Origin of the sequence: Wolbachia pipientis (genome assembly GCF_023661085.1) — a bacterium.
In the GTDB taxonomy this organism is placed as follows: Bacteria; Pseudomonadota; Alphaproteobacteria; order Rickettsiales; family Anaplasmataceae; genus Wolbachia.
The window spans coordinates 1-14,226 of sequence record NZ_JAHDJT010000014.1; the positions used below are offsets into that span (position 1 = coordinate 1).

14 protein-coding genes and 1 pseudogene are annotated in these 14,226 nt (G+C 36.4%); 1 reads left to right on the top strand and 14 read right to left on the bottom strand.

All coding sequences use genetic code 11. The features are described from left to right. The 14 genes and pseudogenes from DM84_RS01015 to DM84_RS01080 form a co-directional block, all read right to left on the bottom strand. Positions 1-290 (bottom strand): annotated as a pseudogene (locus DM84_RS01015) (hypothetical protein); the annotation flags it as partial. Beyond that, positions 287-802, bottom strand: a complete 516-nt coding sequence (locus DM84_RS01020) for a phage tail protein (protein WP_250777750.1) — start codon at positions 800-802, stop codon at positions 287-289. The pseudogene DM84_RS01015 and the gene DM84_RS01020, both read right to left, overlap by 4 nt. 1 nt (position 803) lies before the next feature. Continuing rightward, entirely contained in the window at positions 804-1,109 is a 306-nt protein-coding gene (locus tag DM84_RS01025) for a head-tail joining protein (RefSeq protein WP_052265018.1), read from the bottom strand. 83 nt (positions 1,110-1,192) lie between these two features. Beyond that, positions 1,193-2,197, bottom strand: coding sequence for a major capsid protein (locus DM84_RS01030; RefSeq protein WP_250777733.1), 1,005 nt, complete (start codon positions 2,195-2,197; stop codon positions 1,193-1,195). Between the two features lie 37 nt (positions 2,198-2,234). Further along, a complete protein-coding gene (locus DM84_RS01035) occupies positions 2,235-2,609 on the bottom strand; it encodes a head decoration protein (RefSeq protein WP_250777735.1) in 375 nt (124 codons plus the stop codon). Positions 2,610-2,676: 67 nt separating this feature from the next. Next, positions 2,677-3,705, bottom strand: coding sequence for a S49 family peptidase (locus DM84_RS01040; protein ID WP_250777751.1), 1,029 nt, complete (start codon positions 3,703-3,705; stop codon positions 2,677-2,679). Further along, positions 3,705-5,111 carry a phage portal protein gene (locus DM84_RS01045; protein WP_250777738.1) on the bottom strand — a complete coding sequence of 469 codons (1,407 nt, stop codon included), beginning with the start codon at positions 5,109-5,111 and terminating at the stop codon, positions 3,705-3,707. Before DM84_RS01045 ends, DM84_RS01040 begins: the two co-directional genes overlap by 1 nt. Beyond that, positions 5,112-5,336: a gpW family head-tail joining protein gene (locus DM84_RS01050; protein WP_191110931.1), complete on the bottom strand. Its 225-nt coding sequence runs from the start codon at positions 5,334-5,336 to the stop codon at positions 5,112-5,114. Then, the gene (locus tag DM84_RS01055; protein WP_250777741.1) at positions 5,326-7,164 is read right to left on the bottom strand and encodes a phage terminase large subunit family protein; all 1,839 of its coding nucleotides are present in this window, start codon (positions 7,162-7,164) and stop codon (positions 5,326-5,328) included. The genes DM84_RS01050 and DM84_RS01055 overlap by 11 nt, the downstream gene beginning before the upstream one ends. Further along, positions 7,161-8,630 (bottom strand): ankyrin repeat domain-containing protein, encoded by a 1,470-nt coding sequence (locus DM84_RS01060; RefSeq protein ID WP_250777743.1) that lies wholly within the window; start codon positions 8,628-8,630, stop codon positions 7,161-7,163. Before DM84_RS01060 ends, DM84_RS01055 begins: the two co-directional genes overlap by 4 nt. A gap of 19 nt (positions 8,631-8,649) precedes the next feature. Then, positions 8,650-9,132: a hypothetical protein gene (locus DM84_RS01065; protein WP_250777745.1), complete on the bottom strand. Its 483-nt coding sequence runs from the start codon at positions 9,130-9,132 to the stop codon at positions 8,650-8,652. A 28-nt stretch (positions 9,133-9,160) separates the two neighbouring features. Next, the gene (locus tag DM84_RS01070) at positions 9,161-10,375 is read right to left on the bottom strand and encodes a DNA modification methylase (RefSeq protein WP_250777747.1); all 1,215 of its coding nucleotides are present in this window, start codon (positions 10,373-10,375) and stop codon (positions 9,161-9,163) included. A 113-nt stretch (positions 10,376-10,488) separates the two neighbouring features. Continuing rightward, positions 10,489-10,944 (bottom strand): crossover junction endodeoxyribonuclease RuvC, encoded by a 456-nt coding sequence (locus tag DM84_RS01075; protein WP_114517455.1) that lies wholly within the window; start codon positions 10,942-10,944, stop codon positions 10,489-10,491. 28 nt (positions 10,945-10,972) lie between these two features. Continuing rightward, positions 10,973-11,668, bottom strand: a complete 696-nt coding sequence (locus DM84_RS01080) for an AAA family ATPase (protein WP_250777748.1) — start codon at positions 11,666-11,668, stop codon at positions 10,973-10,975. A gap of 337 nt (positions 11,669-12,005) precedes the next feature. Between DM84_RS01080 and DM84_RS01085 the strand changes: the two genes are divergently transcribed. Then, positions 12,006-14,075 carry an AAA family ATPase gene (locus DM84_RS01085; protein ID WP_250777749.1) on the top strand — a complete coding sequence of 690 codons (2,070 nt, stop codon included), beginning with the start codon at positions 12,006-12,008 and terminating at the stop codon, positions 14,073-14,075. Positions 14,076-14,226: the final 151 nt, after the last annotated feature.

The following is a 14,226-nucleotide window of genomic DNA, read 5'->3' on the forward strand; positions in this document are numbered from 1 at the left end:
GTATTTTTATTTACTACTCTTGCTACTTCTGCTGCTAATGTTCTGACAATAATAGCTGCATTTTCTATTGTGCTATCAATCACAATTCGTGCTTCAAATCTTGCTTTCAGTGCTAATTCTTCTGTTCCTGGATCTTTTCCCGATTCTAAACTCACAAGCTCTACAAATAACGCTGGCGCTAATAATTCTTTTCTTATCGATGGATAAATTTCACATGTCTGTATAGACGGTATTTCTTCCTTCAGTGTGCTGCAAATTGTTTGATGTAAATCTGTCCAGAACTTTGTCATATCTTTAAAATATAGTTTAGCTCATGCTTAAAGTATTTCTCAAACTCTCTCTCACTCTCATAATTAACAAGGTCTTTTATTATTCTTGAGCCTTCTGGTTCCAGCGGTAGTTTTACTTCCTTTATTGGCAATGCTGCTCTTCCTTCACGTTTAAACATACCGCTATTTCCTTTTGGCATAACTGCTGCAAATCCTACTATAAACTCATGCTTTCCTACTTTCGATCCTCTTCTTGTTTTTTGTATTTTACCAATTGTTGATGCTCTAATGTCATAGAGATTTGCTCTAATTAACACTTCTAATCTGCTAGTTTTTGCCTTAAAAATTCTTAATCTCTTTCTTATCAAACTTAATTTTATCTTCTTTTCCTCACTAATTTCTTTTGCTGTCTTCAATTTTAGCCATAGTGCTGTTCTGTTTAACGCTCTCACTATTGCTAATTCTATTTTTTTTCTTTTAGCATTTACACTTTCTATTACCTCATTACTATTAACTTCTATATGCACAGACATTTTACACCCCATACGCTTCGATTCGCCAGACCATTCCAGATTTATCTCTAAGTGGTGGTGTGTGTATTTTGTATTTGCAATCACCTATAACAAAAATATCTCCTACAATTGGCCTCAGTATATCAAAAATGCTTACCTCAAGAAAAAGCATCTCTCCCACAAATTGTCCTTCACCAATCTCGTATAATTTATCTGGCTGTTGCTTTAATACCTGTACCATATATGACTTATCCTTTGATTTATATAAAGCCACTTCTCCTAAATGGGCAAAACAATCTTTAAATAATCTCTTAATATTCTCTTGCACGTTTCTCCGCTATATACTAACATTTATATGCTAAGAAGAGGTAAAGCATTCTTCTGCCTCACACCGCTTTATATTTGCTCTACCTATGTTGCAACGATCTTGACTAGTATCGCTGGACGGTGGCACATTGGCAGAGGGTTTGACTGCGTATGCAAATCAGTCCCTCTATCAAATCTTCTTGGCTCTTGTTTTGCATATAGTGGCTGTCCTAGTGTATTTACTGTTTCATTAAAATCTGCTGGTGCAAAATATGTTGTAAATGTGCTCGCTGTTCCTACTGGAAAACAGTGTCCTGTATCTCTTTCTATAAACCTTCTTACGGTTCCTTCAGGATCAGTTGCTTGCCCTCTATATTCCTCAAACGTGATTCCACAAAACGTAAATCCTGATCTCATATCATTCCTTAGCGCTGCTCCTTCTTGCCATCTCTCGTATGCTTCTTTCACTTTACTATGCGAAGTTAGTGCATCAAAAAACTCAGGGCTTACCAAGGCATGAATTCCGGTCATATATTCACCACTTAGATTATCTTCTATATGCCGGAGTACTTCCATACACTTACGCTTTACATCAGTTGTTGCAGTTCCTAGTGCAAAATTTACTACTTTTGGTGTGATTTCAAATTCGTTGTACAGATTTAATAATTCTGACCCATCAGCATCTAAAATTATTCCTTTTAGCGCTCCCATTCGCAAATGCTCTAATGTTATTGCATGTTTGTTTCTCATTAGCTGCAAATGATCAGTTATTACATCTGCAAGCGCTTTAAGTTCACTCTCTGATCCAAATGCCCTTATTCCTTGTACTTCTTCTGGCAGCACTACATCATCATGCGGAATGTGCGGAATCGTAAATGTTCTTATCTTTCTTTTTCCTCTTTTTCCTACTGTTGCTGGTGCTCCGGGTACTTGCGTTGGTAGTAAACTTAACACTCCGTTGTGTTCTTCTATCGTAATATGTCTAAATCTTACTGACCTACTTGGAAACAAATTTAAATTTTCAACACGTCCATAATTTATCGGCAATATATTCATCGCATTTGTTAGTGCCGTCATGCTAAATGCTGTGTTTGTAAATGGATTTTGCATTTTTTCTTTTCCCCCTTTTGTATTTTTAATAGTTTTTTTAAGCTCCCTTGCGGATAATGATCCCTCGTCCTTCAAGTTGCTTTATTGCTGCATTTTTCTGCTCTTCAGTGATATTTGCTGGCCACACAACTGCATGATCTGCTAGCATTGCACTGCGAGTAATAATCACTCCTTTCATATCAGAATCTTTGCTATGTATATCGGTTGTAATTACTCCTACTGCTGTTTGTGTGCCGTCTGTTCCAGTGGGGTTCAGCACTCTAATAAAACCATCATCTGTCTTCTTGGCAACTACTGTACCAAGTTTAATATTTTGACCTTTCGCTACAGTTATTTGGTCTCTTGAATATAGACTTGATACCTCATACTTTAATAAGTCACCTAGATTATTTTGTTCGCTTATACAACTCATAAATTTCTCTCCTTAACTGCTTACCGCCGCTTTTATCAATGCTATATACGGCGGTTATAAAAATACTTTAACTCCTACGACTTCTTGCTACCTGTATCATTAAATCTTCTCCTGAATTCTGTGGTATTGCACTCAGTATTTCTGTCTTCTTCGTTCGCTCTGCTAGCAGTTCCATTAAAACTTCCCTGGCTTGCTCAACACTTACGCCCTGCTCAATAAATTCTCCTATTTTCTCTGGCATTCGTGATAAGTTACATAAACGTATTAATTCAAGAACTTCATTACGATACTTAGTTAAATTATCAGTTTCTAGGTCAGTTCTAGTTTGTTCATTCATAGTAATACTCCTGTTTTTATTAATAGATGAAAGAATTGTAATTCCGTCTGCAAGTCCCACTTCTATTGCATTCTTGCCAAAATAAAGCCCTGCTTCTGTATTTTTTATTGCTTGTACAGAAAGTCCTCTGTTACGTGCTATAAGTTCAGTCAGAATTTCATATAAGCGATTTACTTCCTCCTCTAAACTTTTTAAGCTTTCTGAACTTATCGGCTCATGTGGATTTAAATCATTCTTTCTCTTGCCTGTAAAAATAGTTGTGTATTTTATTCCACATTTTTCATCAAACCCACTTTGATCTATATGACTTGCTATTACTCCTATACTCCCAACTCCTGAAGTGCGGGTGAGAAAAATCTTTTCAGCGCTAGAAGCTATAGCATATGCAGCAGAGTACACATCATCGTTTGCTATTGCCACAATTCTCTTTTTTGCTCTTGCACTGTAGATAAAATCAGCTAAGTCGAAAATACCGTTTACTTCTCCTCCGGGACTATCTATGTCCAGTAAAATAGTCTCTATACTACTATCTTCTAATGCTTGCTTTACTTGTACTTCTATTTGCTCATATGATGTCATCCCGAGCATTTCATCAAACGCACCCGGTTTTTTAGTTAAAATTCCATGAATTGGTATAATTGCAGTTCTTTCTACGTTACTTTTGATGGAGTGATTTTTGAAAATTGGCTGTTTTTCTTTGTATAACGATAGCAGCTCAAAACTCCTTGGTTCAAGCATTAATGGTTTTCCTAAGAGCATCATAATCCTTTACAATCAGAGTCAAACATTAAGTTGAGACTATTTGCACGCTTTTGATCTTCTGCTATTTCTTGGTCAATTTCTTCTACATCGTAACCCATTTCTGATACTACTTCTGCTCGACTCTTAAATCCATTCCTTACTGCCATTTGCTGTGCTTGCTGGTCTTTCAGTGGATCCACCCAATCAAATCCCTGTGGTATCCATTTTACTTCTTCTTTCGCTGCTTTTACTACTTTTTCATCTATACAGAGTTCTCCAGAAAGTACTGCTAACTCTAGCCATCTACTCCATACTGGTCTGCAAAACTGGAATACCATAATGTTATGTTGCAGCATAGCGCATCGACGACGAAACTCTATTAATCCCGCTCGAATGGATGAATAATTAACACCTGTTAAATCTCCTGTTAGCTGCTCATATGTTATTCCTGTACCTATTGCTATTGCCCTCAGTTGCTGTCTCATGAATGCTTCATAACTTCCTCCAACATCAGACGGCTCTGAAAATTTTATATCTTCTCCTGGGTCTAAAAGCTGCATTGTTCCAGGTTCTAGGCCAGATAATGCTACTCCTTGCTCACTTGCTTCACCTTCTCCCATGATATTTGCTTCTGGATCGAGTCTTGTAATAAATCCAGCAAACATTGCTGCAGTTTTCTTTCTCACCAGCTCTGCATCATCATATTGATCAAGCTCATAAAGCTTCAGCAGTATATTAGAAAGCCAAGGCTCCCCTCTGATTTGCCCAGGTCTTAATGGTCTATAAATATGTAAAACATCATTTGCTGGCACTCTCACTGATTCTCCAAACGAGCCTTCACCAGGGTGTTCTTTAAATAGGTAATATGCTTCTCTTTGCCCAAGCTTGTTAAACTCAATCCCGTTTCTTATTACATTACCATTTCCTAAAGTTTGATTTGTTTTATTATCTAAATGTTCAGACTCAAGTACTTGCAGTTGTAATGGCACAGAAAATCTATCTTCCAGCTTTCTCGTTCTTAAACATACAAAACATTCTCCTCCCTCTATCATATTTCTGCATACTAGAGCTTGTAATCCATAAAAATCACTTATTCCACAGCTATCTGCTTCATCTGTCCATTTTAGCCATAATTCTTGCACTTTCTTTCGAAATTCTCCATCTCTTGCTTTTGATTGTGGTTTTATTCCTGTTCCAATAGAGTTACTTACTATTATATCAATGATATTTGCTGCATATGGATTTTTTCTCACCATGTCACGAGAGCGGCTACGTAAGTGCCCAAGGCTCTGAGAAAGTAAATTATTTATGCTTCCTAACTCTGGTTGAAAGTGAAAAAATCTTCTTCCTGAGCCTGCTGCATCCCATGCAGAGCTTTTTATCTTTGGTTTGTTAAATAATTGCTTGAAGGTTTTGAGCAGCATTTATAAAATTCCTTTACTCGTTGAAAAAACAATTTTCCTCTTTGGCCTCATACCTGCAACTTTTAACCCCGCTTTTATTCGTTGCCTGAGCTCCAATAAATCCTTTATTTGAACTTCCCCGTACCGCACAACATGGTCACCATATGCAATTGAGACAACTCTTTCTCCGCTTTGCAGTTTTTGAATTGCTTTCTCAACTTGAGTTAAATACTCTTCACTGTACATTTTGATTACCAAGCCATTTACTCTGTCTTAATTTTTTGGGCTTTTTGCTTTCCATTTTTCCACTCAAACTATTCCATTTACTCTCTGACCACCTATCAATACCAAGAGCAATAGATGCTGCTCTCGCATAAATTCGGCAATCCAGTACTTCATTTCTTTCTCTTACCTTTTGCCACTCTTGTTTGGTGTATCCTTTTACTACCTTGCTGACTAATTGCTCTGCCGTTAGCTGTTTAAAATATTCAGGTGCATACTCGGGAAAATGACAATATCCAGGTAGAGCTTTTCCCTCTTCTTCTTTCAAAATATTAAGTAATTGAAAAAGCTCTGACTTTAATATCGATACTCCTACTGGCCATAGCTTTATTCCTCTTTTCAGCTTTTGACCACCAACTGTTATATCTACTCTACTTGGGCTGCTAAGTGGTACTAGTGCTTTATTTACACCTTTGACTGCCATCACTCTTCCAGACCCTTGATGACTTCTCACCCAGTTGTAAACTTCCTGCGTTGCATACCCTGCATCAACCGCCATCATACTTATCATATATTCAAACCCATTTTCACCAATAAAATGATGATTGAGTAACTCTGAAAGTTTTTTCCATACTTCTCCACCCCCAGTATCTCCTTCAAATACTTGGTAGTCTATTGACCAACTTTCACGGCTTTTTCCCCAGGCTACAACTTCTACTTCTAACCGATCTTTTTGTACATCTACTCCTGCTGTGAGTACCACTTCGCCTTTTGGTACTGTACCAATCTGAAAAGATTCTCTTCTGTTAAATAATTGCTTCCAGTCTGGTACTTCTCCTTTATCTACCCAGGTTTCTCCAAGTGTGGTATTTATCCAAACTTTCAGTAATTGTTCACTTTCCTTTGCATGGAGAAAATCTTCTACTGCTTGTTGCCAACTATACCAGCCAACTGGACTATAAAGACTTGAAAGATGAAATCCTTTTTTCTCACCTTTTACTCTATTAGTAGGCCTCCATTCTCCACGCTCAAGCATCTCTGTCTTTTGATGATTTTCTATCTTTTCACCACATTCTATACATATATAGTGTGCTGTTTTTGAGTCATTGTTTTCCCATTTTATTTGTGACCATTTTAATACTTGATAGTAATTACAATGCGGACATGGTACAAAAAAATATCTCTTATCCGTTGCTTCAAATTCCTTTTCAATTCTACTTATTCCATGAATCGTTGGCGTTGACACTAAAAAAATCTTTCGCCGTGCAAATGTATTAGTTCGAGCAATACTAAGCAGTACTGGATCTCCTTCACCTCCTGAATCTCCTGGATAGGCGTCTATTTCATCAAGAAAGAGATATTTTACTGGCATAGAACGAAGTCCTACACTGCTGTTTGCTCCGGTTATTACTACTATTCCACCTGGAAATTCCTTACTTTGTACAGTATTGCCTGAATCTCTTGACCTTGGATCTTTTACTTTATTTTTTAAACATGGTGTACTCTCTATCAACGGTGCAAATCTTCCCTTTGACCAACGTTTTCCCATTTCAACTGTCGGCTGTACTACTAACATTGGACCTGGTGTTTGATCTATGATATAGCCAATCCAATTGTTACCAGCTTCTGTTCCTCCAATCTGTGCTCCTTTCATGAATACTACTTTTTCAGCCTGTGAAGAAGGAGAAAGTGAATCCATGATTTCTTTTAAATAAGGAGTTTTCTCTGTTCTCCATTTACCTGGCTCTGATGCTGCAGTTGGCGCTAAAACTCGATACTCATTCGCCCACTCTGATACTTTAAGCTGCGGATCTGGTCTTAAACCTTCAGAAAAAGATGTAGCGTATATCATTGTCTGCATCTACTCATAACTGGTTCTAACTCAACGTCATTAACAGTAGAACTACACTCCTCCAGTTCCATAAACATCTTTTTCTGAAATTCGTTTTCTATATATCTTTTGCTCACCTCACTTATCATTATTGCTATAATAAGTGCAAATATCCCTGTTATTGTTGCAAAAATGATTGCATTGCTTATTGTTGTTGCTGTTAACCCTATACATACCGCTATTGCTACTGCACTTACTGAGGTAAAAACACAGATCACATTGTTGTATTTTCTTACTTTTGCATCTCTATGTTCTATACACCTATAATAAACTGGTACAGACTTGCCTATCTCGTCTGGTAATTTGATGCTCTTTTCTTTAAATAAAGTTTTTAGCAATTCTAAATTATTTGACTTGATTGCTAAGTGCAGAACAGGTGTATAATTTGCTCCTTTTTTCAGCAATAACTTTACTACATGTAAATGCCCTTTTTCCGCAGCAAGGTAAACTGGTGATAGACCTTTATTATTTACAATATTAATATCGATTTCTTCTTTTAAAATTGCATCTACAATCTCAATTTCTCCTCTTTGTGCAGCTAAATGGAGTAGACTATTCTTTTCAGAACCGTATTTATTACTCATCAAAGCCTTCTTTATCTCAGGTTTAGCGTAATCAAATGGTGTTTTACCGCTATCGTCTTTTACCAGAGGGTCTATATCTTCTCGCGTTAGTAAAACTTCTATTGTTTTCAGTCTTTCAGCGTAATGTAGTAGTGTTTTATTTTCATAGTCTTGCAAATTGACTTGAGCATTAGGCTCCCTTATTAAGCATTTGAGGATATCCAAACACAAATCTCTTTCATCGTAATTAGTATTACTTACAGCTATATGAACAGGTGATAATTTCATCGAGTTTTGTCCTACACGTGCGCTATTTACATCTGCTCCTAGCTCCAGTAATAACTTTACTATCTCCAATTTTTTGTTGTTAACTGCATAGTGCATCGGTGTCTGATTTCGTGCATCAAAAACCTCGATTTCAGCTTTTCCTTCTCTTATCAAAATCTTTACAACTTCTGCATGTCCTATGCCTGCTGCTAGATGTAATGGAGTATGGTGCAAAGCATTTCGTACATTAACGTCAATACCTTTTCCTATCAAATATCTAACTGCATTAACTTCACCTATCATTGCAGCTAAATGAAGTAAGCTATCTTGTTCTGACCCGTATTTGTTATTAATTAGCGCTTGTAATATCTCTGCTTTTTTCCCTTCTTTGGCGTAATCAAGAGATGTTTTACCATCATTATCTTCTACAAAAGGATTGATATTCTTTTTTGTGAGTAGCAGATCTACCATGCTTAATTCGTCAAACTCTATAGCGCAATGTAGTGGTGTCTTTCCATTTAATCCTCTGACATTAACATCTAATCCAGGTTGATTGATGAGGCACTTTATTAACTCCAAACTTAGGTTATCAGCCATTTTATATTCAAAATCTTTTTTATATTTGAAATTTAGTATTAGATAATTCTTGTAATGAGTTTGTAATCTCTTCAGTTAGCGCCATATGAATCTTTTCAGTGTCACTCAGTGATGCAAGCAGTGCTGAAACCCTATTGGGAATATTAAGCAAATTATTACGCACAACTCTTGCTACATTAAATGCATCGCGCTTTACTTCCTCTACTGCTACAAGTTCTCCTATCTCAGCCTTAGCTTTCACCTCAAGAAGTTTACCTCGCTCCATTTCATTTTTTATTCGCGTTTTAAGCAACATCGTGGAAAGTTTTTCTCCGCTTTCTGAATAGTTTTTTCTTCTCAGTGGTTGACTTGGATCTCTGATTGTTTCTATAGCCCTGTTTGCTTGTTCTCGGTCAATGAGTCCATCCTCCAACTCAACTATTCCTTTTTTTACTAAATAACAGACATATTGCTTTGATACTCCTATCTCTCTTGCCCATTCTGTTTGTGTGATTTTTTCCACTCTTTTCCTCCTCTCTTTTCGCTCCTTTTTACGAATTTTCTTCTTGAATTTCCGCAAAAGTTTTACCAGTACTGGCTAAAAGGGCATCTCTTCCGGTATATATTTGCCAACGTTTTATGGTTACATCTACAAATTTTGAATCTAGCTCTATTGTCCTGCAAATTCTTCCTGTTCTCTCACATGCAATCAGTGTACTTCCAGAACCGCTAAATGGATCAAGTACTATGTCTCCTGATCTGCTGCTGTTTACTATTGCTCTCTCCATTAGCTCTACTGGCTTCATTGTTGGATGTAATGAGTTATGTGTTGGCTTATCATAAAACCACAGATCACTTTGATTTCTACCCCCATGCCACTCACGTTTATTGCCCCTTTTCCATCCATAGAGCATTGCTTCGTATTGTCTTTGATAATCAGACCTGCCTAGCGTAAAATGATTCTTTGCCCAAATGATAAATGTTGACCATTTTCCTCCTGCCTCTTCAAATGCTTTTTGCAACGTTGAAAACTCTGATGATGATATGCAGATGTAAATTGCACCTTTCGTATATGCTAAAATATGGGAACAGATGTCGTAGAGAAAAAGCTCATACTTTTCACCTTGATTATCATTTAATATTTTTTTATCTTCTCTTTCTTGACTGCTACCATAATCAACGTTATATGGAGGATCACAAATAGTAATGTCTGCCATTTTATCGCCCAGTACTGCTTTAAATGATTCAACTACAGAGCTATCACCACAATAGATTCTATGATCACCTAAAATCCAAAGATCACCTGGTTTTGTTACCTTTTTGTCATCAACAGCTAAGTCAGAAAGATCTTCTTTTTCACTATCTAAATCATCAAGGAAATGTTGAACTTTTTCTAATTCAAATCCAGTCATTTTAAGATCAAACTGTAAATCTTCTAACTCTTGAATTTCTACTTTCAAAAGCTCATCATCCCACTTTGCCCAATTAGCTGATTGATTTGCCAGTAACCGAAAAGCTTTAGTTTGTGGTTCATTTAAATTATCACTTAAAACAACAGGAATACTTTCCATACCAAGTTTTCTTGCTGCTTTAAGTCTTAAATGACCATCAACCACAGTTCCATCGCTTTTTGCAACTATTGGTATACGAAAGCCGAATTCCCTGATTGAAGCACACATTCTGTTGACTACATCGTCATTTTTACGTGGATTACGCTCATATTCAACTAGGTTTCGAGTAGGATAATAGTGGATTGCTAAATTCATATAATTTAAATTCTTAATAATTAAAAAGTTAATATTCAAAATATCTCTGACGCTAAAGAAGGCCTGGGGTCAAACCCACCAAACCCGCCAGTATGGCCGAAAGGACCCACTTTTTATGGATTTTTCGTCTTATTAATATCTTTACTAATATAGAACATTAATGCCAAAGCATCGGCCTCATTATCATCTCTAGGTAAAAAACTTTTTTCACGTATCGCTTCAATAACTTCACTCTTACTTGCATTACCTTTGCCTGCTATAAAGCGTTTTATAGTTTTAACATTAACACCTTTGTATGGCACATGATGTTCTTCACACCAAGCAGACAGAACTGCGAGAAAACCGCCATAGCAATGCGCTGCATCAGTTCCTAGATGTCTTCTCACTTCTTCAAAATACACTGCAGAAATGTCCTTCAAAGAATTAAGCCAATTGCGAAAACTTAAAAAACACATTCCACCTCCACTGAAACGACTACCATGAAAGCTTTTGCTCCCACTTTGAATTACTCCATCTGTTAGAATTGCCCAGCCCGTTTGTTTGCCGAGGTCCAGTGTTAGGATTGACATATTATTTTCTAAAATTTAAAGAACTTATCTATAGCTTGCCGGCAAATAAAGTCTTTTGCGGTAAAATTTCTACATGTACGTTATTTTTTTCCTCTAGATAGTTACTTTTTTCATCTAGATAAGCGTGTATATGAAATTCTATTGTATCACGCCATACTTCTCCTATTGACCCATGTTTACACAACAAAACAGAACTATTAACTTCTCTTGCTATATAAGCACAGCACCTATGAATAAACTGTCTAACATGAGAATTATTATTTTCATCGCCTCCAAATAAGTCTAATGCCTTATCTAGCACTACAAGTTTAGGTTTAAATGATTTAATATCACTAAGTAATTCATTAAATAGAGGAGTGAGTGTTCCTACATTATTGTTATTAAAAGTCATTAATAAATTTTCTTTACCAAATAGGGAAATCATTTTCATTCTGTCAAGGTTGCTTATTTCACAACTTTTATTGATTTTATATTGACGGCATAATAGTTCGGTTTCATCATATTCTGAAAATACTCCATAAACTTTAGCTGGTAAAAAACTTGTACCTGACCACTGTTGACCAGTTGCAATAGCTGTCATTAATTCTTGAACTAAAAAAGATTTATTTGTTCCGCGTTCACCAAAAAAAGAGGAGAGACTTCCAATGGCAAGCCAATCTTGCATAATAAATTCTTTATATGGAGATGAGTTCTTTAAAGTTGAAAAATCTATTGCTTTTATCATAAAATCACCAAAACATTGACTATAAGTAGCACTGATTCCAAAATATCGTCTGGTTCCTACAACGTACTATCAAAAAGCGGTTTATAGTTTTTTTGTTGGCCAACAACGGAAATCCAAGAATCTTATGCTACTTAACTAGAGAGAGGTTGCATTTCATTCTCCCCTTAATAATATAAGTTCAACTTTTTTCGAAAAAGTGTTCAGTTTTTTTGTTCTCTTGTTTCATCAATAAACTCACCAGAAAATTTTATAAACCATCGCAATAGTTGCAACTGCTGTACGTGTACACTTCTTCAAAAAACATTGAACTATATTAATTAAGGCAACTGGAGAGTTTATGTATTCACAGGATCATTTTTCAACAAAAGAGACAGCAGACCTAAAAACACAGCTTTTACAAAATATCAGATCTTGTCTTTCGTACTTATTACCTTACGGAACTTTTCACAAAAATGAGTTTCAAGTAGGTGATATCTGGGGTAATAAAGGAAAAAGTTTAAGAGTAGAACTGAATGGCAGTAGAGCCGGTCTATGGAATGATTTTGCAACTGGAGAAGGTGGTGATATTATCGACCTTTGGGCAGCTGTGCATAGAAAGAATGCAAGGACAGAGTTTTCTGAGGTAATAGTTTCAATAAGCGAATGGCTTGGCAAACAACACACTAGAGAAAAAAAGAGTATCAAAGATCTAGAACAGTACATGACTTACAGCTGGAATTATTACGATGAAGACAACCAGATTATAGTTATAGTTTACCGTTATGACCCTCCTGAAGGAAAGAAAGAATATCGTCCATTTGATGTTAAAACGTTTAATTATGCTTCACCAGAAATAAGGCCTCTATATAATATACCAGGCATTTTAAAATCTGATAAAGTTGTTCTAGTTGAAGGAGAAAAATGTGCTGAAGCGCTGATAGAACAAGGAATTACTGCAACAACAGCGATGTCTGGAGCAAATGCACCTATTGAGAAAACAGATTGGACTCCACTTAAAGGTAAACACATTATTATATGGCCAGACAATGATGAAGCAGGTAATAAATACGCAAAAAATGCTGAAAAAAAGCTTTTAGAGATCGGAGTTGCATCACTTGTTGTTCTTAAGATTCCACAAGGTAAACCGAAAGGGTGGGATGCTGCAGATGGTGTACAAGAAGGTATAAATATTTCGGAATTCATCGAAAAAAAATCTACAAAAAAGCCACTTAACATTTTAGATTGGAGTGTGAGTCGTTATTTAGGTCCAGTACCAATACAAAGGTTTCTTGTTGAAGGTTTATTCCCTTTAGGTGTTACCTCAATAGTAGCTGCTATGGGAGATACAGGTAAAGGTATGCTTCTTCTTGATCTAGCACTTAAAGTTGCAAGTAACGCAGATCAAACATGCGGTTTTGGTCCACTTGTGACAGAACATGGATCAGTGGTAATTTTTTCAGCAGAAGATGATGCAGATGAAATACATCGTCGTCTCGATCGCCTTGATCCTGAAGGTAAAAGGGCAGAATATCAAGATAGGTTGTTTATTGTACCTATACCAAATACAGGAGAACCTTTTTCTGTAGTAAAAACTAATATGCGTGGCAAATGTCCTGAAATTTCAGAAAAGTTTGCAGATATCAGAGCACAATTAAGCTCGATTAACAATTTAAAACTTATTGTTTTTGATCCATTAACATCATTCGTCCATGCAGATATAAATGCGGATCCAGAGATGGGATGGTACACAATGGGGTTGCTTGCTAGTTTGGCAAGTGAAACAGGAGCAACTACAATTGTAGCACATCACATGAGAAAACCTAAATGTGGAGGACCGATCACAACAGTAGAGCAAGCAAGAGAGGCGATAAGAGGAACTACTGCGCTTGTTGATGGAGTCAGATGTTCTTTTGCATTATGGCCTGCTTCTGCAGACAATCAGACCATTGTATTTGAGACATTCAAGATGAATAAAGTTAATAATGCAGTATACCAAGAAGCTATAGTTAAATCTAATGGGTCAACAGATAGGAGTATAAGAACTTACTTGCGTTCTTCAATTGGCTTGCTTGAAGATATATCTGAAGAATTTAAGCTCAAAAAAATATCCGATGAATACTTAAAAAAGATACTTATGCAAGCTATAGCAGTTTCAGCAGAAGAAGGGCATCCATTTATGCATACAGGTGGACCAGGGGTGTTTAAGCAGCGGCATAGATTACCAGCTGCATTTCATGATATTAGTAGGCATAAACTTGAATACCTAGCACAAAGCTTATTAAACGAGCGTAAGATAATTAAAGGCATGGCTACACACTCAAAAGAAGATAAGTGGCTTGATATACCAACAGGACCATTTGCTAAGGGTAAAGGTGATTTTAATGTAGGTGCAGGAAAGTTTGAAATAGTTAACTTCGGAAAATTGTGAGCTTTTTGTCTCTAGAAAGTACAGCAAAAATGATTTCCGGACTTACCCAATTTCCAACGTTTCCGGAGAATTTACCAAGTTTTGGAAATGAGATTGTATTGCAGCTAACTTATTGAAATTCGCCAACTTTCAGCTACTAAACATAAATAAT